At 59.7% G+C, this 21,420-nt stretch carries 18 protein-coding genes, 1 tRNA gene and 1 pseudogene; 16 read left to right on the forward strand and 4 right to left on the reverse strand.

The window, feature by feature from the left end; all coding sequences use genetic code 11:
- From FVQ81_14770 to FVQ81_14785, 4 genes are all read left to right on the forward strand, one after another.
- A partial coding sequence (locus tag FVQ81_14770) for an RNA methyltransferase (protein ID MBW7997803.1) occupies positions 1–603 on the forward strand: 603 nt, incomplete at its 5' end.
- 63 nt (positions 604–666) lie between these two features.
- Positions 667–742: transfer RNA gene (locus FVQ81_14775), tRNA-Thr, on the forward strand.
- Between the two features lie 135 nt (positions 743–877).
- On the forward strand, positions 878–1,660 hold the full coding sequence (locus FVQ81_14780) for a hypothetical protein (protein ID MBW7997804.1): 783 nt from the start codon (positions 878–880) through the stop codon (positions 1,658–1,660).
- The gene (locus FVQ81_14785; GenBank protein ID MBW7997805.1) at positions 1,647–3,515 is read left to right on the forward strand and encodes a hypothetical protein; all 1,869 of its coding nucleotides are present in this window, start codon (positions 1,647–1,649) and stop codon (positions 3,513–3,515) included. Before FVQ81_14780 ends, FVQ81_14785 begins: the two co-directional genes overlap by 14 nt.
- A gap of 218 nt (positions 3,516–3,733) precedes the next feature.
- On the opposite strand, the gene FVQ81_14790 is transcribed toward FVQ81_14785, so the two are convergent.
- Entirely contained in the window at positions 3,734–3,982 is a 249-nt protein-coding gene (locus FVQ81_14790) for a hypothetical protein (GenBank protein ID MBW7997806.1), read from the reverse strand.
- Positions 3,983–4,253: 271 nt separating this feature from the next.
- Here FVQ81_14790 and FVQ81_14795 point away from each other — a divergent pair, with 271 nt between their 5' ends.
- The 5 genes from FVQ81_14795 to FVQ81_14815 all read left to right on the forward strand — a co-directional run bounded on the left by FVQ81_14795 (position 4,254) and on the right by FVQ81_14815 (position 9,709).
- Positions 4,254–5,321, forward strand: a complete 1,068-nt coding sequence (locus FVQ81_14795) for a spermidine/putrescine ABC transporter substrate-binding protein (GenBank protein MBW7997807.1) — start codon at positions 4,254–4,256, stop codon at positions 5,319–5,321.
- Between the two features lie 162 nt (positions 5,322–5,483).
- The gene (locus FVQ81_14800; protein MBW7997808.1) at positions 5,484–6,878 is read left to right on the forward strand and encodes a transposase; all 1,395 of its coding nucleotides are present in this window, start codon (positions 5,484–5,486) and stop codon (positions 6,876–6,878) included.
- 152 nt (positions 6,879–7,030) lie between these two features.
- Entirely contained in the window at positions 7,031–7,855 is an 825-nt protein-coding gene (locus FVQ81_14805; protein MBW7997809.1) for an ABC transporter permease, read from the forward strand.
- A 106-nt stretch (positions 7,856–7,961) separates the two neighbouring features.
- On the forward strand, positions 7,962–8,633 hold the full coding sequence (locus tag FVQ81_14810) for an ABC transporter permease (GenBank protein ID MBW7997810.1): 672 nt from the start codon (positions 7,962–7,964) through the stop codon (positions 8,631–8,633).
- On the forward strand, positions 8,630–9,709 hold the full coding sequence (locus FVQ81_14815; GenBank protein ID MBW7997811.1) for an ABC transporter ATP-binding protein: 1,080 nt from the start codon (positions 8,630–8,632) through the stop codon (positions 9,707–9,709). The genes FVQ81_14810 and FVQ81_14815 overlap by 4 nt, the downstream gene beginning before the upstream one ends.
- A 1-nt stretch (position 9,710) precedes the next feature.
- Here the strand turns inward: FVQ81_14815 and FVQ81_14820 are convergent, their stop codons facing one another.
- Positions 9,711–10,811, reverse strand: coding sequence for an aminomethyl transferase family protein (locus FVQ81_14820; protein MBW7997812.1), 1,101 nt, complete (start codon positions 10,809–10,811; stop codon positions 9,711–9,713).
- A gap of 82 nt (positions 10,812–10,893) precedes the next feature.
- On the opposite strand from FVQ81_14820, the gene FVQ81_14825 reads away from it, so the two are divergent.
- The 7 genes and pseudogenes from FVQ81_14825 (at position 10,894) to FVQ81_14855 (ending at position 15,393) form a co-directional block, all read left to right on the forward strand.
- On the forward strand, positions 10,894–12,183 hold the full coding sequence (locus tag FVQ81_14825) for a glycosyltransferase (protein ID MBW7997813.1): 1,290 nt from the start codon (positions 10,894–10,896) through the stop codon (positions 12,181–12,183).
- Positions 12,183–12,548 (forward strand): cupin domain-containing protein, encoded by a 366-nt coding sequence (locus tag FVQ81_14830; GenBank protein MBW7997814.1) that lies wholly within the window; start codon positions 12,183–12,185, stop codon positions 12,546–12,548. The genes FVQ81_14825 and FVQ81_14830 overlap by 1 nt, the downstream gene beginning before the upstream one ends.
- A gap of 8 nt (positions 12,549–12,556) precedes the next feature.
- Positions 12,557–12,901: a cupin domain-containing protein gene (locus FVQ81_14835; protein MBW7997815.1), complete on the forward strand. Its 345-nt coding sequence runs from the start codon at positions 12,557–12,559 to the stop codon at positions 12,899–12,901.
- 520 nt (positions 12,902–13,421) lie between these two features.
- On the forward strand, positions 13,422–13,649 hold the full coding sequence (locus FVQ81_14840; GenBank protein MBW7997816.1) for a helix-turn-helix domain-containing protein: 228 nt from the start codon (positions 13,422–13,424) through the stop codon (positions 13,647–13,649).
- Positions 13,636–13,743: pseudogene (locus tag FVQ81_14845) on the forward strand (virulence-associated protein E). The gene FVQ81_14840 and the pseudogene FVQ81_14845 overlap by 14 nt, the downstream one beginning before the upstream one ends.
- Before the next feature lie 65 nt (positions 13,744–13,808).
- Positions 13,809–14,288: a helix-turn-helix domain-containing protein gene (locus FVQ81_14850; protein ID MBW7997817.1), complete on the forward strand. Its 480-nt coding sequence runs from the start codon at positions 13,809–13,811 to the stop codon at positions 14,286–14,288.
- 4 nt (positions 14,289–14,292) lie between these two features.
- Complete coding sequence (locus tag FVQ81_14855) at positions 14,293–15,393, forward strand: site-specific integrase (GenBank protein MBW7997818.1); 1,101 nt, start codon at positions 14,293–14,295, stop codon at positions 15,391–15,393.
- A 332-nt stretch (positions 15,394–15,725) separates the two neighbouring features.
- Here FVQ81_14855 and FVQ81_14860 read toward each other — a convergent pair whose 3' ends face one another.
- Positions 15,726–20,072, reverse strand: a complete 4,347-nt coding sequence (locus FVQ81_14860) for a hypothetical protein (GenBank protein ID MBW7997819.1) — start codon at positions 20,070–20,072, stop codon at positions 15,726–15,728.
- A 569-nt stretch (positions 20,073–20,641) separates the two neighbouring features.
- Positions 20,642–21,247 (reverse strand): helix-turn-helix domain-containing protein, encoded by a 606-nt coding sequence (locus FVQ81_14865; GenBank protein MBW7997820.1) that lies wholly within the window; start codon positions 21,245–21,247, stop codon positions 20,642–20,644.
- Between the last annotated feature and the right edge of the window lie 173 nt (positions 21,248–21,420).

Consider the following 21,420-nt stretch of genomic DNA (forward strand, 5'->3'; position numbering starts at 1 on the left):
CGCTCGGGCGCCGCCCGCCCGGCCCCGGAGACCCTCGAGCGGCGCGAGGTCGAACGGCTGCTGCCCGGGGGCGCCGTCCACCAGGGGTTGGCCCTGCTCGCCGACGACCTGCCCCGAACGTCGCTCGAGGCATTCTGCCGGCAGGGCGGCGGGTCGCCGGCGGTGGTCCTCGACCAAGCCACCGACCCGCGCAACGTGGGGGCGGTGTTGCGCGCCGCGGCGGCCTTCGGGGCCGGCGCGGTGGTGGTCCACGCCCGCGGCTCGCCCCAGGCCACGGGCGCCCTGGCCAAGGCCGCCTCGGGAGCGTTGGAGAAGGTGCCGCTGGTCCGCGCCGCCAACATCGTCCGGGCCATGGAGGCCCTCAAGGACGCCGGCTACTGGTGCCTGGGCCTGGACGCCGGGGCCGCCGCGACCATCGCCGAGGCCGGGGTTTCGGGCCGGCTGGCGCTGGTCCTGGGCAGCGAGGGCGGCGGCCTTCGCCGGCTGACCCGGCAGACCTGCGACCTGGTGGCGCGGATCCCGACGACGGACCGGATGGACAGCCTCAACCTGTCCACCGCCGCCGCCATCGCCCTCTACCAACTCGCCCGCCCCGACGATTAGCCCGCCCCGGCTTGCCGCAAGCCCGGCGACGCGCTATCGTCCCCCGATTCCCGCCGCCTCGGGGCCGGATTAGCTCAGTTGGCAGAGCGGCTGATTTGTAATCAGCAGGTCGTGGGTTCGATTCCTGCATCCGGCACCATGATTTTCAAACACTTAGCAATATTTTCCCTAAGCCATTTTTCTTTGGGTAAGCGCGGGGTAAGCATGAGGTCTCGAATTTGGCCTTGCTCGCTCCCGTTTTGGCCGGCACCTTCTTGCCCGGGAGGAAGCCGAAATGGGCCATATGAGACTGGGCGTCCTGTCGACGTCGCGGAAGTGGATCCAAGTCGTCGATGAGCTGCGTCTCGGTGTCGACGTCGGTACAGTTGCCGCATCCGCTGCGGAGGCCGCCGAGGCGAGCCTCCAGGCCGCCTCGAACGATCCAGCATTTCTCCATGCCTTTTGGCTTCTGACACAGGTTCCTCTCGCGGCGCGAGGTCCTGACTTTGCCGACAATTTGCGCCGCCTGGGCGTTCAAGCCCCGAACCAGCCAAGCCTCATGGATGTGGTGGCCGCGATCTCGGGCGCGGTCGATCACTACGCACGGGAACAAGGAGGACGCACCGACCTTGGCGAGATGGCCCAAATGGCGGCGATCGAGAGTCTCACGACATTGGTTGGACCGGACTTGCCCTCTCTATTCGAACCAAATGCGGGAGAAGTCCAGCGCGCGATCGGGCGTTTCGCGGGTGGGGATCGCTTCAGCGCCCTTGCGCGGGAGTTCTTCTCCCGCCTGACACAGCGCAGTCTCGATTACTACCTGAGCCGCGAGCTCGGCAAACACATCGGTCCCGGTGAACGGTTCAGGGACGACGCGGCGCGCGCCCAATTCGACGACGCCCTTGATCGGCATTGCTGGGAAGCATCCCGGATCGTCGAGACGTTCGCCGGCGGATGGTACGGCAAGAACGTCTATCAGGGCGATGGCCTGACACCGGACGCCATTCGCAAGTTTGCCCCGGTCGCGTTCAAGAAGATCCGCGCCGAACTCCAAAGGCGTCGAGATGCCGAAGAATGAGCATCTCGTTCTGTGCGGTGGCGTGGAAGAGCCGCGAGAGGCCGACGCATCGCGCCTGAGCCTGAGTCTGCATGGTAGGTCGGCAAACATCTGGCTACAGATCACGGACATCAGCAGACGGCTCCTGGCGAACATTCCGGACGTGCTGGTCGATCTCTTGGAAGTGGCGAGCTATGTCTACGCGGCAGATGGCGCGATCTCGCGTGGCGGCAGGACGGACGCGCAGATGGGCGCACGCTGGCGGCGAAACTTCCGGTTCGTGATCCCCGTCCGCCGTCCTGATCTCTGGGCTTCCGGTCCGGTATCGTCCGCGCTCGTCGAAATGCTGAGCTTTCTTTCCGACGACGAGTATGAGTTTGATTTCAGGCGTCTTGGTTCGCCACCGGCAATGAAGGAGTACTTCGAGTTCCCGAGTGCCGATGTGTCGGGTTTCTCGCCGGACGAAGTGATCTTGTTCTCGGGTGGCTTGGATTCTTTTGCCGGAACGGTCGAGGAACTAGTGGCGCACGGCAAGAAGGTCGCGCTCGTGAGCCACCGTTCCGCAAGCAAGATCGTAGGAACGCAGAATCACCTCGTCGATCAGCTGCGAAGCCGGCTTGGCACCGACCGAGTGCGCCACGTTCCCGTCTGGGTGAATCTGGACCGCAGTCTCGGCAAGGAGTCGACCCACCGGACACGGTCCTTTCTGTTCGCGGCTCTTGGAGCCGTGACGGCGCGGCTGTTCAACGTCGATGGCATCAAGTTCTTTGAAAACGGTGTTGTCAGCCTGAACCTGCCGCTGGTTGCCCAGGTCGTCGGTGCCCGGGCGACCCGGACCACCCACCCGCAGGTGCTGGAGGGCTTCCGCCGAGTGCTTACCGAGGTTCTCGGTCAGCCTTTCGATGTCGACAATCCGTTCACTTGGCTGACCAAGGCGGAGGTGGTCGAACGCATCTCGACGAATGGATATGGCGACCTGATCAGGGACACCCGGAGCTGCACCCGGGTTCACGACATGACGAGGCTCCATCCCCATTGCGGGCAGTGCTCGCAATGCATCGACCGCCGCTTCGCGGTCCTCGCGGCCGTGCAAGAGCATGAGGACCCTGCGGAAGCCTACAAGGTGGATCTCTTCGATGGTGAACGCCACGCTGGACCGGACCGGGAGACGGCACTCGCCTATGTTCGGTCGGCCTCCGATGTCAATCAGATGACGGATGTCGCGTTTTTCTCACACTTCGGCGAGGTGAGCCGTGTTGTCGGGTATTTTCCAGAGACGGCAGATACAGTAGCGGGTCACATCTATGACCTGCACCGACGGCATGCGGCTGCGGTCTGCGGTGTTTTCGACAGGGCAATCTCATCGCATGCAGGCGCGTTTCGCGAAGCGACGCTGCCCTCTGAATGCTTGCTCTCGCTTGTCGTCAGCCAGCGTGATGGGGAACATACCTATCCTGAGCGAGGCAGGGCGATGGTGCAGCCGGCTCCTGCGGCCCCGGAGATCCGAATGGCCATCGATGAACACCGGAAGCGCGTTGTCTTCGACCGATGGGGTGAGATCACCGGGGTGGGCGCTGAGTTGCTGATCGTTCTTGCTGAACCATTCAGGAAAGCGATGGATGATGAGCTTGCACCGGAGCACTATCCGTTCACCGAGACCCATGGCTTGGTTCGCCGGCTTAAGTGTGAAGGCGATGAGACGCTGCGCCGTCGTGTTCTTCGATGTCGAAATATGATCACAAAGCTGGCCGAGAACGCCGGCGATCCTCCGCCTTCAATCGACGCCGTGATCGAGAGCAGCCAGTGGCACGGTTACCGGCTAAACCCGGATTCGATTCGGATCGTGGCGATCACGGAGCTTGGTCACTCTGACTAGACCATGGACACACAAAGAGGCAGTCCAATCCTGACAGCAGCCGACGTTGGAACCCAAATGTCGGCTTTCCACCGCGTTTCTTCAGCTTTACCTCTGGTAGCGGACTCACCATGGAGTAGGCGCTGACCGCCGGTTATGACCCAAAGCTGCCCTTTGGCTCGCTGTGTGTAAGTTCATTTTTTGGGCGAGGTTTGTACCTTCATCGATCAAGTCGCGAGCTAGCGTTGAACGAGCCGATGGTTGAACGCCCATAGCGCCCAGGCCGCGAGAATAGCAATTACCCCGGCGATTGTTATCGCCTCGGGCGTGGCCTCGAACCGTTCAAAATATTGCGTGTAAAAGTGTATAGCGCCGAAGGTGACGGCTATGTTGAGCACCGCCCGTCGCGCCGTAAATGCGCTCCATGCTCCGACGGCAAGGATGCCAAGTGCCCAGATAGCCGCGAATGCAGCAGAAGTTCCGCTCACCTTTTAATGTCCCGCCAAGCGGGCTGAATTGTCGTGCCAACCCCAGCAATAGAGCATGACAATGTAAAGCACGCCAAAGTAGTTCGGTGTGAACATTCGATATTACGCTCGCGGCATAATGTCCTTGTCTTTGCACATCAAGCGATTGCAAGTTTTTGTTGACGCATTATTTTATCAAAATACAATCAGTGTCGAGTAGGGGGGGGCGCGCTCAATCAACAAGCCGCTCCAATGGCTTTGAGCAACAACAATCTTCAGGGAGACTTTGAACATGCAACATGTATCCATCGCGAAGAAGCTGCTGGGGACAGCCGCTGTCGTCGCTGTCACGCTTGGAATGCTGGGGGCTGCCCCCGCCCAGGCTGACAAGATCGTCATTTCCAATTGGGACGCCTACATGCCGGCCGACCTGTTGGCAAATTTCACCAAGGAGACGGGGATCGAAACCGAACTCTCGATCCACGCCACCAACGAAGAGATCGTCGGCAAGATCACCGCCAGCGGCGGTAAGGGTCTCGATGTCGTATTCCTGTCCAGCCATTATGCCCAGGCCATGGGCAAACTGGGGCTGAGCGCCAAGCTGGATCACTCCAAGATACCCAACCTCAAGAACCTGTATCCGGAAGCCGCAAGCCTGAGCTACGATCCCGGCAACAACTACTCGGTGCCCTATACCTGGGGCACGACCGGGCTTTGTTACCGTTCGGACTTGGTTTCATTCACCCCCAGCAGCTGGTACGACCTTATCAGGCCGGCGGAGGAGTTGAAGGGCAAGGTCACCATGCTGTCGACCGACCGCTGGCTGATGGCGGTCGGCTTGTTTGCCCTGGGCTATTCGGTCAATTCCGAGGACGAGGGTGAGATCGCCAAGGCCCGCGACCTGTTGATTGAGGCCAAGAAAGGCCTTCTCGCCTATGACGACACCACCTTCTATTCGAAGCTGGTCTCCGCCGAGGCGCTTCTGGTCCACGCCTGGGACGGCTGGTGCAACTACGGCATCGCCGAAAACGCCGACATCAAGTTCGTGGTACCGAAGGAAGGCAGCGACCTGTGGGTCGACGCCATGGTCGTCATGGAAGCCTCCGAGAACAAGGACGCGGCGCACAAGTTCATGAACTATGTGCTGCGCGTTGAGACGCAAAAGTGGGTGGCCGAGAATATCATGTACAAGGTGCCCAACAAGGCGGCCATGGAGGCGCTTGATCCCAGCTATATCGAGGCCTATCCCAACATGGGAATGGGCCCGGCCGAGCTGCTGAAATATGAGCACCTGCACGACATCGGAAAGGCGCAGAAAGCCTACACCCGCGCCGTAACCGAGATCCTTGCCTCGCAGTAACATTGAGCTGTTGTAACGATTGGCGGCCGGCGCGGGTGTTCGTTCGCGCCGGTCGCTATTTATTCATACAAGAGGCTGTTGCAGAATCGCCCCCATCGACGATCCAAGCTTGACCCGCTGACGGCGTTCTGATTCCCTCGGGAGAGGCGGCAACCCGAGGAGATGGAGATGGCGAATTTCTACCGGGAACCGGATCGCAGGCAGCGCTTTCTTCTGCCGGTGGACATGTCGGACTGGGTTCCGGACACGGACCTGGTCCATCTTCTTCTGGATGCCGTGATGTTGATGGACCTGTCGGCGTTCGAGGCGCATTACACGAAGCGCGGTTCCGGGGCACCGCCGTTCGCGCCGTGGATGCTGGTGTGCGTTCTGCTCTACGCCTACGCCAACGGTCAGCGCTCCAGCCGCAAGATCGAGCGTCTGTGCGAACGGGACGCGGGGTTCCGGATGATCGTGGGCTTCGAGGTCCCGGATCACAGCGTGATTGCACGTTTCCGCAAGCGCCACCGCAAGGACCTGGAGACCCTGTTCGTGGAGATTCTGAAGCTGTGCCATGCAGCGGGTCTGGTGCGGGTTGGCGTGGTGTCCCTGGACGGGACCAAGGTGAAGGCGAACGCGGCTCTGTCCGCCAATCGGACGGCCGCGTCTCTGGCCGATGAAGTGGCGGCCATGCTGGCGGAGGCCGAAGCGGTGGATGCGGAGGAGGACAGGCTTTTCGGCGATCGCCGGGGCGACGAGTTGCCCGCCGAACTGGCCGACCGCTCGGGGCGTCTTGCCCGGCTTCGGTCCTGTCAGGCCGGTCTCCAGCGCGAGGCCGAGGAGCGCATGGCCCGCCAACAGGAGAAGATCGATGCCCGCAAGGCCGAAGAGGAGGCCACGGGAAGGGGTAAACGCGGCCGTAAGCCGAAGCCTGCCGAGGCCATGGTCGACGAGGAGGCGAAGGCCAACCCCACCGATCCGGACAGCCGGATCATGAAGAGCCGGAAGGAATACCTCCAGGGCTACAATGCCCAGACCGTGGTGACCCGGGATCAGATCATCCTGGCCCCGAGCGTGGCCAACCAAGCCAACGACGTCCAACAGTTGGGGCCGATGATCGACAAGGCCTTGGCCATGGTCGAGGCGGTGATGGGCGAGGACGCCCGGATCGGCACGGCGCTCATGGATGCGGGCTACTGGTCGGAGGACAACATGGCGACGGAAACGGCGGACTGCGAATACCTGATCGCGACCACCAAGGACTGGAAGCAGCGCAAGGCGATGCGCGACGCCCCACCGCCCCGCGGCCGGATGCCCAAGAACATGAGCGCCCGGGACCGGATGGAGCGCAAGCTGCTCACCCGTCGGGGACGCGACCTGTACAGGCTCCGGGGCCAAACCGTGGAGCCGGTCTTCGGCCAGATGAAGGAGAACCAGAGGGCGGACGCCTTCATGATGCGAGGCCATGAGGAATGTGATGGCGAATGGGCTCTGCACTGTGCCGCCCACAATCTCAGGAAACTACACTCGGAGTCCGTCCGCGGACGGAAAAAGGGGGGAAAGCGGTTGCTCAACTGAGCAATGATACCCGGACAGGTCACCGCTCGGCATGATGGGAGGCGAAATCACCCCGCACGTACCGTTACAGTGTGCTTGGCGGGGCATTCAGCAACAGGCTCACAAACGGGACACCCATGAAGACGGGTTCGAAATTTCGCCGATACGTGCTCATGGGGCCGGGGCTGACGTGGCTGGCGGTGTTCCTTGTGGTGCCGTGCGGGCTCGTCTTCACCTACAGCTTCTTCGAGCGCGGGCTGTACGGCGGCATCGACTACCTTTTCACCTTCGAGAACTACACCCGCGCCATCGATCCGCTGTACCTCAAGATATTCCTTCAATCGCTGAAGATAGCGACGATGACCACGGTGTTGGCCCTGCTGCTTGGCTATCCGGCGGCCTATTTTATCGCCCGGGCGCCCCGGAGCCGGCAGAACATCTATCTAATCCTCGCCATCCTGCCCTTCTGGAGCAACTATCTGATCCGCACCTACGCCTGGATCGTGATGTTGAACCGCGAAGGCCTCATCAACCGGGTGTTGGAGGGCGCGGGCATGATCGATGAGCCGTTGCCTCTCCTCTACAACGAATTTTCGATCATCGTCGGGCTGCTCTACGCCTATCTGCCCTTCATGATCCTGTCGCTTTACGCCTCCATCGCCCGGCTGGGATCGGAGCTCGGCGAGGCCTCCACGGACCTCGGCGGCAACGCGCTGAAAACCTTCCTGGGTGTAACGCTTCCCCTCACGTTGCCCGGTATCGGCGCCGGGTGCGTGTTCGTGTTCGTGCTCTCCATCGGCAATTTCATAACCCCGGAACTGTTGGGCGGGGGCAAGTACATCATGATCGGCAACCTGATCTACGATCAGTTCCTGTCGGCCCGTGACTGGCCGTTCGGGGCCAGCCTGGCGTTCATCCTGATCGGCATCATGATGGCGCTTCTGTTCATGCAGGCGATGCTGGTGAACCGCTATTCAGGGGGGAGCAACCGTGCGTGAGTCGTTGCTCCATCGCCGGATACTGGGCGCCCACACGGGGCTGATCTATCTGTTCCTCTACGGCCCCATCGCCGTGCTGATCGGCCTTTCGTTCAACAAGAGCGGCATGCCGACGGCCTGGGGCGGCTTTACCCTCCATTGGTACGCCGCGCTGGTCGACAACGAGGTCATCCTCAATTCCGTGCGCAACACCCTGATCGTCGCCGTCGTCTCGACGGCCCTGGCGACCGTCATCGGCACGCTGCTGGCGCTGGGGATTGAGCAGGGGCGGCGCAACGGCTTCCTCGAAGCCTTCGTGTTCACGCCGATGATCATTCCCGACATCGTTCTGGCCATCGCCCTGTTGTCGTTCTTCACCACCCTCAAGGTGACGCTTGGACTGCACTCCATCATCCTTGCCCACGTCGTGTTCAACATCGCCTTCGTGTGCGCGGTGGTGCGAACCCGGCTCAAGCACTTCGATTATTCGGTTATCGAGGCATCGATCGACCTCGGCGCCAGCCAGATGGGCACGTTCTGGCGCATCACCCTGCCGATGATCTTTCCCGGCGTGCTGGCCGGTGCGTTGCTGGCCTTCACGCTTTCGGTGGACGAATTCATCATTGCCTTTTTCACCGCCGGCGCCGGGCCGTCGTCGACCACGTTCCCGATGCAGGTTTACTCCATGATCCGCTTTGGCGTGTCGCCGGAAGTCAACGCCATCGCCACCATCGTTCTGGGGGTCAGCTTCACCCTGATCTTGATTTCCCAGCGTCTCGGCAAGGGAGTCACCCCATGAGAGGCGAAGGCATATTCTTCGAAATCGAAAACGTGACCAAGCGCTTTGGAAACGTCGCCGCCGTCGACGGCATATCGCTGAGCCTGAAGGAGAAGGAATTTTTCGCCCTCCTCGGGCCGTCGGGATGCGGCAAGACGACGCTCCTTCGCGTGGTCGCCGGCTTCGAAGCCCCCGACGAGGGCCGGGTGCTGCTGGACGGCAACGATCTGGGCCTGATCAAGGCCAACCACCGGCCGATCAACCTGATGTTCCAGTCCTACGCCCTGTTTCCCCACCTCAGCGTCCACGACAACGTTGCCTATGGCTTGAAAATGGAAGGCGTGCGGGGCGCCGAGTTGAAACGCCAAGTGGCCGACGCGCTTGAGATGGTCCAGCTCTCCGAAGTGGCGTCGCGCCGTCCCTATACCCTTTCCGGCGGCCAGCTTCAACGGGTCGCCCTGGCCCGGGCGCTTATCAAGCGGCCCAGGCTGCTGCTGCTGGACGAACCCCTGGCGGCGCTCGACAAAAAGCTCCGAGAGCAGATGCAGTTCGAGCTCAAGAAGCTGCAGCACGAAGTGGGAATCGCCTTCATCGTCGTCACCCACGACCAGCAGGAAGCTCTGGCCATGGCCGACCGCATCGCCGTCCTCAACGACGGCAAGGTCGAACAGCTGGGCTCGGCGCAAGAGCTTTACGAGCGGCCCAACAGCCATTTCGTGGCCAATTTCATCGGCACCATGAACTTCTTCGAGGGCAAGGCCGTCGCCGGTGGTGTCGAGGTCGCGGGCCTGGGCACCCTCAGGGGCGTTTCCGGGGACGGCGAGGCGGCGGGGACAGCGACGGCGGCGGTGCGGCCCGAGCGCATCCGACTCCACGGCGCCGAGCCCGAAGCAACGGACGGCAATGTCATCGCCGGCCGGGTCGAGGGCTTCACCTACCTGGGCAACGTGGTCAGCGTGTTCATCCGCGTCGAGAGCCAGGAGAAACCGCTCACGGTGCTGGTCGACAACCTCGAAGCCCACACCCTGGCCCTGGAACCCGGCGCCGCCGTCTGGTGCGCCTGGCCGGTGGAGTCGACCCGGGTTCTGGTGCGTTAAACTACATGGCGTGGAGCTGCTTTCGTTGGGGGTCGACGAAGGGGATGGGGGCGGCCTTGGCGCTGCACTGCACGTTCGGGCCTTTCAGCTCCAACGCCGTTCCCTCGACGGCGGTGGAGGGAATGAGGTGGACCAGGGCCAGGGACTTTCCGAGACGGCGTGAATAGGCCGGCGTGGTGACGTGGCCGACGGCCTCGCCGGCGATGGAGAGTTCGGCGCCGTGGTCCACCACGTCGTCATGGTCGGCGATGATGCCGTAAAGCTTCACCTTCTCCTTGCCCTCGAGTTCGAAGAGGGCCTGCTTGCCGCGAAAGTCCCCCTTGCGCCGCGACACCGCCCAACCGAAGTCGACCTCCCAGGGCGTATTCTCCTCGGTCGCCTCCGCCCCGTAGGCCATGAGCCCGCTCTCGATATGGACCATCTCGAGTCCGCCGAACGAGATCGGCCTGAGTCCGAGGGGTTGACCGTGTTCCATGAGCCCTTGCCACACCTCGACGACCTGGTCGGCGCCGACATAGATTTCATACCCGCGTTCGCCGGAATATCCGGTGCGCGAGATCATCATGTCCTTGCCGAGGAGGGTGGTGTTGACGTGGTGGCAGAAGACCAGTTCGCGGAGATTCGCGCCGGCATGGGCGTCGAGCAGTTCCACGGACTTCGGCCCCTGGACGGTGATCACATGCGTGTCGTCGTCGCCTTCGACGTCGAGATTCCGGCCCCGGGCGTATTCCCCCAGCAGCTCGCGGGCGGGACCGATACTGCTCACCACCAGGAAGTGATCCTCGGCGATATGGTAGATGTAACCGTCGTCGCAGAAGTGGCCGTCGTCCTTCAGGATCGGGCAATAGCCCGCCTTGCCGACGGGGATCCTGGACATATCGCGGGTGACCAGGTAGTCGACGGCGGCCAGTGCGTCCGGTCCGCGGACATGGATCTTGGTCAATGCCGAGGTATCCCACATGCCGACGGTCTGGCGAATCGCGTCGTGCTCGAGGTGCGGGTCGCACGGATAGGCGAACGCCACGGCCATGTCGTTCCACTCTCCCATCTCCGCGCCGAGCGCGCGCACCGTGGCGTCGAGCGCCGAAATCCGTTTGGCCATGTTCGTGTTCTCCTCGTAATGTAGGTGGAGGGCGAGTCGAATGTGGGTTACAAAATAACCGTCAGGCAGGGAGAATTTCCAGATGAGTGAAGGCAAGACAATCGCATTTTTTCCGGAGGCTTGCTATGGACCGGCGCTGAACTCCGTCGGGATCGCCCAGGCGTGCGAGAAACTGGGGCACAGGGCGGTCTTTCTGACCGACCCGGGACTCTCCGGTGTTTACTCGGGCTATGGTTTCGAGGAACACGCGGTCAATATGTCCGAGCCGATGTCGCCCGAGGAGATGGCCAAGTACTGGACCGACTTCATCGACGGGCACATCCCGAATTTCGGCAAGACACCCTACGATCAGATCGACAACTACGTGAAGGAGTGCTGGGCCAATATCGTCAATACCTCGGTTTGGGCGGAGAAGGACCTCCCCGGTGTTATCGACCGGGTAAAGCCGGATCTGATATGCATAGACAACGTCATCCTTTTCCCCGCCTGCAAGCAGTACGGCGTTCCCTGGGTGCGGATCATCTCTTGCAGCGAGAATGAGATCACCGACCCGGATATACCGCCCCACCTCTCCGGTTGCGGCGAAAACGATCACCAGGCCCACAAAGCCTATTTGGATCGCTTCAACGAGGTGATCGGTCCAATTCACGCGGATTTCAATGAATTCCTGAAGGAATGCGGCGAAGAGGCCTATCCCATCGGTGAATTCTTCGAAGCCTCTCCCTACCTGAACCTGCTGCTCTATCCGGAGCCGGTGAGATTCAAACGGCGGAATCCCCTGGATCCGAAGCGTTTTCAATATCTGGAAGGCTGTGTGCGCCAGGACGCCCCCTACGAGATTCCGACGTTCGACCGCGACAACGACGGGGCGTTGATCTACCTCAGCTTCGGCAGCCTTGGATGCGGCGATACCGATCTGCTGAATCGAATCATCGAGGAGATGGCGAAGCTTCCATACCGCGTCCTGGTCAACGTCGGCGACTATCTCGATGCCTATCGGGATTTACCGCCCAACGTTCACGTGCAGGAGTGGTTTCCCCAGCCGACCGTGATTTCGAAAATGGATCTGGTGATCCATCACGGCGGCAACAACACCTTCACCGAATGCCTGTACTTCGGCGTCCCGGCGATCATCATGCCTTATGTCTGGGACGGCCATGACAATGCCACGCGGGTCCAGGAAACCGGCCACGGCTTCAAGATGCACCGCTCCAACTGGCAGCCGGAAGAGCTGAAGGCCAGGATCGAAACCTGCCTCAACGATACCGCCATCCAGGCCAAGATGGCGGCGACGTCCGCTTACATGCATCAATCCAATGGTCCGGAAAGGGCCGCCGGACTGCTCGATCAGTTGCTGAAGGATCACGGCTGATGGCGCATCGCGGTCTCTCGTCATCGGCGCCGCACGTCGCCCCGGCGGCCACCGTCGGCGACCTGACGGACTTTGGCGATCAACCGGATATGGTTGAGGGTCAGTCACACTCCAGCGGCATATTGCTGTGGGCGAGCGACGATAAAAAATCCGAATCGGGGTTATGGGTGTGTACGCCCGGAACCTGGCGGTTGAGCCTGCCTGGCGATGAGCTGTGTCATTTCATCTCGGGCCGCGCGACCTATACCAGCGACGACGGCGAGGTCATCGAGGTCACCCCCGGCACCGTGGTTCATTTCCTCGAAGGGTGGAGCGGCCGGTGCGTGGTCCATGAAACCATTCGAAACGTCTACATGCTGCGCTAGGGGCACCGATGAAAACACCCGTGCTGAAAGACCCGCGTACCGTCGCCGCTGAAATCGACTGGGGCGTCATTCCGACGATGATCGAGGGCGAATCCCATAACTCCGGGATTCTGATCCATGAAGGTCCCGACGGCGAATCAGAGACCGGCGTGTGGATCTGCACGCCGGGTTACTGGGAGTGTCATGTGACGGCGGACGAGTTCTGTCATTTCCTCGAGGGACGCTGCACCTACACCCATGAATCCGGTGACGTCATCGAGATCGTACCGGATACGGCGGCCTTCTTTCCCAAGGACTGGAAAGGCACCTGCCGGGTTCACGAAACCATCCGCAAGGTCTATATGATCCGCTAGGAGCATGGCTTCCCCGTCACTGTCGTTCCGATACGTGGCGAATTGGAGTTTACGGTTACAACTGCCACATCCAGCCATTCCCAGATGGTGCCCTGGTCCAAGGTCACGACCGTTACCGTGGAATGCGGCGCGCGGATCGGTGGGTCAATGATCGTCGACGTGAATCGATATCAGATGTGAGTCAACGACCGTTTTGATGCTGTGGACGGCTCCCGCCACCGGCATCGTGAACTTCCGGATATGGCTAGAAGCAGCGGTTCCAGGTTACCACGGAGCATAGCAGCTTTACCCCCGAAACCAGACATCCGCTCGATCGCAATGGGGCAGGGTCACGCTTCCTGGGCAAGAGGTCACGCTTCTCCTTTGTAACCTCTATGAATCAAGGGCTTAGGGAAGCAAAGAGGTCACGCCTTTCTGCGTGGCCGTCCACAGAATAAACGATGCAGAAGGCCTAAGTTCTTTCGTGTGATTTAGCGCGCCGCTGTGCTTCGGCGTGGGTTACACGGAAGAGGTAAGGACTATGAAGAATCTTGACCAGAAGGAACTAGCGGAGCGCTGGCTGATTTCGCCGCGCACGCTAGAACAATGGCGCTGGCAAGGCCGGGGACCACGATATTTGAAGATCGGTGGCCGCGTCATCTATCGGTTATCGGACATCGAAGCCTTCGAGGCGGCCAACCTCCACGCCAACACAGTCGGCCCCGTCGACGGCGGGATTCAAGAAGAACCTAGCCATGGCATCCGCTGAAACCATCGCCAAGGGGCTCAGCGGACGTAAGAACGGTGCGGGCTGGATGGCCCGTTGTCCGGCCCATGACGACCGCAGAGCTAGCCTGACGATCATCCTGACGTTAATCGACACGGCCTTGAAGATACAGGCGTCAGCATTGCGTGAGCGGGGTCCAGCGTGAGCAGCCACCACCCAAACCATCGCTTGGTGAAGGTCTACCGGACCTACACGGTGGAGGAGATCGCCCAACTCTTTGGGAAGCACAAGAACACAGTCCGTAATTGGCTCCGGGAGGGGCTCACGGTGATCGACGACAGGCGTCCGGCTCTCGTCCTGGGCTCCACCCTTGTCGCGTTTCTCAAGAAGCGGCGGGGGCAAAACAAGCAAAAGCTAAAGCCGGGAGAAATCTATTGCGTGAGATGTCGCGTCGCCGTTAGGCCAGCGGGCGGAATGGCCGACTGCGTCCAAGTCACTGACACGACCGGCAATCTCCGCGGCATTTGCCCAAGTTGCGATTTGCTCATACACCGCCGTGTCAGCCTCGCCAGGATCGATGCCGTAATTGGCAATCTGGAGGTCACGCTTGAACGCGCAGGGGAGCACATAAGGGGAAGGGCCGTTCCCTCCCTAAATTGTGGCTTGAGCGAAGGAGCGTAACCCCATGACGACATACAATGCCCGAAACGAGCGGATGAAGCGGGAATACCTAATATTCTTGAAGGAGGCCAAGCGCCGGAATGAGGCATCTGTCGACGGCGTGGTAGCGGCCTTGCACCGGTTCGAGGTCTATACCGGCTTCCGCGACTTTCGGCAGTTCCATATCCAACAGGCGATCGGGTTCAAGCGGCACTTGGCGCAGGAGAAGAACGCACGCACGGGCAAATCGCTCAGCAAGGCGACGATGCACACGATACTGTCGGCTCTGAAAGCCTTCTTTCAGTGGCTGGCGGGGCGGCCCGGCTACAAGTCTCGGCTCACCTATGCCGACTCGGAGTATTTCAACCTCACGGAAAAGGAAACGCGAGAGGCCAAGGCCCATACCGAACGCCCGGTACCGACCATCGAGCAAATCTGCCATGTCCTTGGCCTCATGCCGGCAGAGGCGGAGATTGAACGACGAAACCGGGCTCTTATCGCGTTCACGCTGCTTACGGGTGCGCGAGACGGGGCGATTGCGTCGCTGAAACTCAAGCATATCGACTTGGTCGAGGGCCGCGTATTACATGATGCTAGAGAGGTTCGAACAAAATTTTCCAAGTCCTTTCCGACCTACTTCTTCCCGGTAGGGGACGACGCACGCCGAATCGTGCAAGAATGGGTCGATTTTCTGCGAACCGAAAAGCTGTGGAGCAACGACGATCCGCTCTTTCCCGCGACCGAGGTGTCCCAAGGCAACAATCAGCAATTCCGCGCGTCGGGTCTGGCTCACTCGCACTGGAATACGTCATCGCCGATTCGCAATATCTTCCGGAAGGCGTTTGAACTGGCCGGCTTGCCCTACTTTCATCCGCACAGCTTCCGAAAGACGCTGGCGCAGCTGGGCGAACGTATCTGCCGGACGCCCGAGGAGTTCAAGGCTTGGAGCCAAAACCTGGGGCATGAGAAAGTAATGACGACTTTCTCTAGCTATGGTGCTGTTGCCACCTCTCGCCAAGCTGAAATCTTCCGCCGACTTGGTCAGCCGGACCGGCCTGATATCCCGATGGAGGCGTTGGCAGAACAGCTCCGTCAGATCGCAGCATGCATGCCGTCAGGTTCATAACCGGAAGGTCGTAGGTTCGAATCCTACCCCCGCAACCAGTAAAAACAAGGGCTTAGCCGAAACCGGCTAGGCCCTTTGTCATGCAAGGGCTACCTTGGGGCTACCCACGAGAGTAATTTTGATGAGCCGTCAGTAGCCATTCGGCGGTGATTTTTTTTGGACTGTCCTAGCCAAGCGGTTTGCCTGGGCTAGGATGGTGGGATGCCCCATCCAACGGAAACGTTTTTACACGGCCAAGACCCGAAGCGGACATTGATCTTGACCAGCAGTCGTGACCCGAACCCACGAGGTGGTCCACCGCTTTAAAAGGTGCTTACCCCAAGACGCAGTCACTAAATGAGCTCCGGATCCCAAGCGTAGGGGCCATCATAGCGGAATCCCAGCTTGAATTTGACGGGTTTACCCTCGTCGCGACCCGCCAATAAGTTCATGCCTGGTGTACAGGTGATGCGAAGGCCTTGGTAGTCGATGTAACCGAGCTGGGGCCGGTCGATAATCGCAACCCGGCCCTCAAGCATAGCGTCAGACGTAGCGGCGCGCTTGAAGTTGGGACCGGGCCGCGATTCACCTAGAACCCGCGTGCTCATCACCGGGAGATGGTCAGGTTGCCCAACCCACCATTCATACACGTAAGTACGAGAGTTCGCCGGGTTGCGGGATCGAGATTCTTCGATCGCCTCCCTGACGACCGAAACGTCGGTGATGCGCTGGCGGAAAAACGAGACGAACTTCAGGATATAACGGTAGAAATAGGCCTCGACGTCGTCGGTTATCATCGCCCACTGTTCGATGCGCTGCATCGCTTCGTCGAGGGAAAAGCGCCGCAGTTCCCGATAGGCCGCAAACCAAAGGCGGATGTCGGATACGTTGGCAGAGGGATCATCGGAAATGTTCTCTTCGAAGAGGTTGTAAATTCGCAGCGCGTCGTCTTCGGCGATGCGTGTCGATTTGGCGATCAAGGTATGGGCCAGCCCGCGGCGAATCCACGACATGTTTGATGCGTCTCCTGCATTCAAAAGCCTTTCGTAACCCGCGATGATGTTGGCGGAGTCCCCAGCGATTTCTCTCAGCTTCATGCCGCACTTGTTACGCATGTCGCTGTATGACCCGACCTGCATTCTGTCGAGCTGCATCTTCAGGTCTTGAGCCGTGGATAAAAGGTTGGAGCACCACTGTACATACGGCTCGTCCGATTGTAGGAACTTCGCGAAGTCCTGACCGCCGGTCACGGCGACAAAGGCCTCCACGATCCGTGTCTTCATCTGGATGTCGCTGACAAAAGAGTATTCGTTTCCGATCTCCAGCCTTCGTGCCTCCTTGAACGCGTCCTCGGCAGTTTTGTGAATCCGTATCAGTTCGTTGTAATCGGCAATGATCTCCGAGTGGGCGTTGGGATCCTTTTGCCTGAGGTGCTCGCAGATATCATAGACCTCGCTCCGATAGATCATTCCCAATCCATGACGATGCAGGGGATTGCGCGGATCGAGCTCGACAGCCTTTTCAATATCCGCCAGGCACTCACGCGCCGCGAGGCGGAGTTTCCTGTTCTTGAAGCGCGCCAAGTGGTGGAAAAAGTGCGCCTGCCGCGGGTACTTCTCAGTCAACCGCTCCAGGGTTTTCCTGCCGTTCTCAACGTCCATCAGTTCGATCAGTTGCGAGAACTGGTTGTTGCTGTCCAGATCGCGTTGAATAAACAACTCCTGAAGGAAGTCGTTGAATTCGTCTGGAGCCACCTGCGCGACGCTTGCCGCATCGATCAGGGACAGGACGTAGTCGGGCAGGAATCCAAGCCAACGGTGGTCCGAATTGATGTCTTCAATGCCGAACGCTTTCTCAAGAATCTCATTGGCGATAACCGGGTGCAGAATCCATACGTCGTCGGTGTCCTGGTCCAGCAACGAAAACTCGACGACGCCCGCCTTGTCGCGGAGCTTTCCCCGGTCGTCGGGGACCAAACCCAACAGAGTATTGGCAATCGAAATCGGGCACCGGACTTCCGAGAACTTGGCCACGATCGACAAGATGATGAGCAGCTTCTTGGCTTGCGCATTTTCACCGCTAACGGCTTCCTCGATACGGCCCTTGATCGGATTGTACCCGCCACCGAAAACGGTGACGCCAAACACGAACGGCGTCCGATAACGGTGATTTTTCGAATCAATCAGGGTCCTCAGCGCATTCCGAGTATCCAGATCGCAGAACTGTGAATAGATGTCGAACAACCGCTCGGTTTCATTGTTCGACATCTGATCGTCTAGAAACAGGTCGGTCGATTTGTCTTCCGAGCCCGATGACTTCCGCCGCACGTGAAGGAGGAGTGCCTTTACGTGCTGGCTGGATAATTCCTGCTGCAGTTCCCTGACTTCGTTAGAAGAGACGATCCGGCCATCCAGAAGAACGAGGATGGGCATGTTCGAGAGATTGCTTAAAAGGTGAATTCTTGACGACAGGTGGGGGCTCCATCGCTTCACCGAGATCGTCGGATACTTGTTACGAAACGTCCAGGCGGCGACCCGCCCCAGCGTCGTTCCCCCCGCACCCGGCATATGCCAGACATGCAAAACACGGCAACGCTCGGCGCCAATATTCTCCCTGATTTTGACCAGCAACTTCGCAAGTTCGTCACGGTCCATGGCCTGGCCTTTACGTACGCCATGCCAGGATATTTCATGCCCTTGGACAAACTTATCGAAGTCACCCTCGATGAACCTCTCCGAACCCACCCCGTCATGAATGACGTCGAAATCTTCAACAAGTTTCGCGGCGTCGTCGGCGCTGATCTCCAAGAGGCTGTCATCCTGGCCGCCCCGTTCCTTCGCCATGGGAATCCAGATGCTCTCGCCACGGAAATCGTGCTCGCCCCGCATCAAGATGGTCGCCAGCTTGAGAGTGGACAGGCCACCTTCGACCTTGGATGTGGCGATCCCCGACTTTTCCAAATCCTTTAGCAGGTCGCCCCAGTCGGGGTTCGCCTGGTCGAGGGCCACAACCTTCGTGATCGTCTCGCCAAGCACCTCGTCCAAAGTCTCGACGACGTTTCTGTACACGTCCCGATGTTCCATCGACGGAGAAAGCAGCACCACGATCTGCTTATGCCGGTTCGCGGTGACAAGGTGTTCAAGTTGCGTCGTGACCGCCCGCTTGAGATTTCTTCGCCAGTACTGCGCAGACAGTTCTTCAAAATTAGGTTTCAGGCGGATGAGCCCTTGGCCGCGGTTGCGGAAACCGATGGAGACCAGGTTATCGGACGTCAGGGTATGCCAGCCATGGCCGAATTTCACGGCGTCCTTGAACGCCTTTAGATAACTGTGCGGTCCTTCCGTGTCCGCGACGTCCAGCACCAACGAAATCGGCAGCCGCGCGATCGCTTTCGCCGCAGCTTCGTCGCAAGTTCCCGTGACCATGATATACGCCGCCGACAGATCGTCGAAACTTTCACATGTGGCCCAGAAGGCACGAAGCGCGCCATGGTCGACAACGCCTTCCTCGTCAAAGGCGCGCCCTTCCCACGATTTCGGGTTAATTTTCGGCCAACCATCCTCCTTATTTGATATGTGCAGCAGGTACTTCAAAACGCATGAAGCAAACAAGAAGGCCAGATCCTTTCTTCTTCCGTCGATATTGCGGTGGGCGAACATCAATCCCACGGCGACCGCCGAATGGTAAAGCTGCCATTCAAGCTGTTCAGCCCTGCCGACGCATTTTTTGCAGCGATCGACGATGCGCGAAATCCAGTTTTTCAAAAAATTCGCCTGGCTCAGCACGTCGACCGGCGGTTCGTTCTTGCCATCGAGAAGGTAGCGGATCAGATCACACCAATCTTTATCGGAACGCTGCCCGGCATCCCGGAGCAGGCGCTCGAAGATAAGGTAAAAATGATCAAAAAATATTGGTTTCTCTTCTGAAAAATTGTCGAGGTCGATGATGATGACTTCGTCGGTGATGAAACTGTTGCCGCGGCGCTCAAGAAGGATGTTTCCCCCGTGAAAGTCGCCGTGACAGGGGCCGTAGTGAGCGCCCAGGTTGAAACCCACGTTTTCGCGTCTGGCGAAGTGCCAGGGATTCGGCATCCAAATCCCTTCTAGGAGGAACGAGGGCGCATCGGGAGCGATCCCGCGGCCGATCAGCACCTCCGGCACGCGGCTCTCTTGGGGATTGGCACGGTAATCCAGCCAATCGCGGAAGAGGTCAGTCGAGTTCCTGTCGCGAAGTAGAGGTGCATCTCCGAAAGGCGGACTTTTCGGCCAGACGTCGAACAACAGCCGGTCGATAAGGAGCGAGACGTCGTCGAGCTGCCCCGCTTGGGAAACATCCTTAAAAGGCTCGCAAAAGCGGAGGCTGCCTGCCGCGATCTCATACAACAGGAACAAGATGTCATCGATCGTGTCATGCCCCACAAGCGACGGGAAACAGCGTTTGGCGAAATCGCTATTGTACAAAGTGGCGTTCTTCACCGCCCCGATTTCGCCGGACTCATTCCCTGCGCCGGGCGGTACGATCTTCAGCAACCCCGCGCCTTTTAGTTTGTCGCATTCGATTTCGACGATGTAGACGTATGCGCCCGATTTTCCGCTGCTGATCTCGTGGGCAATCCTGAATTTCCTCGTCCGCCACTCTTCGGCGAGAAATCCGAATACGCCGCGCACGTCAAGCGGCAACTCATGATATCCGAGATTCATGATCGTCGTCCCTCCGGCCAATCTCTCCACTCCATCTGTGCGAGCATAAACTATTCGAATGCTTTGGTTAATACCATAATGCTGCGGCCCTGGTCCTGGCAACAATTAACAATCGACCCACGGCGATGGATATGGCAGTTGGCACACAGCCGGTTGCCGGGACCCTCAACCCGTCGTCGCCGACCGTGGCCTCGCCGCCGTCGTCGGGAAAGCGCAAAGAATAGCTATTAACCTTTTGGTTCCAATTGGCTAAGGGGACTTGGATACCCCATATTTGCAAAAAATAGGTGGTTATGGACACCCCCCCCTTGTCTCCTGTGGTGTTAGTTATCGAGGACGGTGTACCGTTGATTTCTGCGGGCTTGCGGTGGTTTCAGTTAGTTACGCATCCAGAATTTGCAAAAAGTGTCCCTGTTATGGGCACAGCGCCCCCCCGGGGGTCACAGCGTTCCCGGGGGTAGGGGGAGCTTATTTGAGGACGTGGATTACACGCGTGTGAGCAGCAGGAGTCCAGTTTTTACGGCCACCCCCCATGGCCCGTTTCCAGATGGGACCCTATTGATTAGAGGCTATGCCGCAAGGATACGGTGGACAGTCCCCACGCCCAGACCTGTCGCCTTGGCAATCTTCCTAACTGACTCTCCAGTTTCCCTCAAGTCCCGTACAGCGGCCTTCTTTTGCTCTGGTGTCCGTGGTCGCCCCAAGACCTTACCTTGCGCCTTGGCACGTTCTAGACCCGCCCTGACCCGCTCCTGGATCATCGCCCGCTCGAACTCAGCGAACACACCGCACATCTGGAACATGGCCTTCCCAGCGGGCGTGGTGGTGTCGATCCCCTGCTGGTGGAGGTACAGGTCGACGCCCTTGGCATGGATTTCACCTAGGAAGCCGACGAGATGTTGGAGGGAGCGGCCGAGGCGGTCCACCGACCATGCCATGATCAGGTCCACTTCGCGGCGCGTGGCGGCCTGGCACAGAGCATCAAAGGCAGGTCGCTTCTCTCGCCCAGTAGCTCCGCTGACACCGTTGTCGGAGTACTCCTCTACCACATCCCAGCCGTGACGCTCGGCGACGGCTCGAAGCTCGAGAAGTTGGTTGTCGACGGTCTGACCGTCGGTGCTGACGCGGGTGTAGATCGCTACGCGCTTGGTGGTAGTCTTATTGCCACTGGTCATCGCTGTCCTCCTTTGTCTGCGATGATCACAGGGCCGGGCGGTGTTCGCGCACCTCCCGGCCCGCTTCGGTGAACAGTAGCACATTGCTGTTCCAAAAACAATTGTATTACGAACACTTAAAAGGCCGCCTGAAAACGGCGGAAACCTTGGGGTGGATATCGTGAAAGCGACGA

This window comes from Candidatus Glassbacteria bacterium (assembly GCA_019456185.1).
Lineage (GTDB): Bacteria > Gemmatimonadota > Glassbacteria > GWA2-58-10 > GWA2-58-10 > JAJRTS01.

Coding starts and splice junctions, on each gene's coding strand:
- FVQ81_14830 (MBW7997814.1), top strand. CDS start 12,183: ATGGCGCATCGCGGTCTCTCGTCATCGGCGCCGCACGTCGCCCCGGCG.
- FVQ81_14815 (MBW7997811.1), top strand. CDS start 8,630: ATGAGAGGCGAAGGCATATTCTTCGAAATCGAAAACGTGACCAAGCGC.
- FVQ81_14865 (MBW7997820.1), bottom strand. CDS start 21,247: ATGACCAGTGGCAATAAGACTACCACCAAGCGCGTAGCGATCTACACC.
- FVQ81_14785 (MBW7997805.1), top strand. CDS start 1,647: ATGCCGAAGAATGAGCATCTCGTTCTGTGCGGTGGCGTGGAAGAGCCG.
- FVQ81_14810 (MBW7997810.1), top strand. CDS start 7,962: ATGCCGACGGCCTGGGGCGGCTTTACCCTCCATTGGTACGCCGCGCTG.
- FVQ81_14795 (MBW7997807.1), top strand. CDS start 4,254: ATGCAACATGTATCCATCGCGAAGAAGCTGCTGGGGACAGCCGCTGTC.
- FVQ81_14780 (MBW7997804.1), top strand. CDS start 878: ATGGGCCATATGAGACTGGGCGTCCTGTCGACGTCGCGGAAGTGGATC.
- FVQ81_14800 (MBW7997808.1), top strand. CDS start 5,484: ATGGAGATGGCGAATTTCTACCGGGAACCGGATCGCAGGCAGCGCTTT.
- FVQ81_14825 (MBW7997813.1), top strand. CDS start 10,894: ATGAGTGAAGGCAAGACAATCGCATTTTTTCCGGAGGCTTGCTATGGA.
- FVQ81_14860 (MBW7997819.1), bottom strand. CDS start 20,072: ATGAATCTCGGATATCATGAGTTGCCGCTTGACGTGCGCGGCGTATTC.
- FVQ81_14805 (MBW7997809.1), top strand. CDS start 7,031: ATGGGGCCGGGGCTGACGTGGCTGGCGGTGTTCCTTGTGGTGCCGTGC.
- FVQ81_14835 (MBW7997815.1), top strand. CDS start 12,557: ATGAAAACACCCGTGCTGAAAGACCCGCGTACCGTCGCCGCTGAAATC.
- FVQ81_14855 (MBW7997818.1), top strand. CDS start 14,293: ATGACGACATACAATGCCCGAAACGAGCGGATGAAGCGGGAATACCTA.
- FVQ81_14840 (MBW7997816.1), top strand. CDS start 13,422: ATGAAGAATCTTGACCAGAAGGAACTAGCGGAGCGCTGGCTGATTTCG.
- FVQ81_14820 (MBW7997812.1), bottom strand. CDS start 10,811: ATGGCCAAACGGATTTCGGCGCTCGACGCCACGGTGCGCGCGCTCGGC.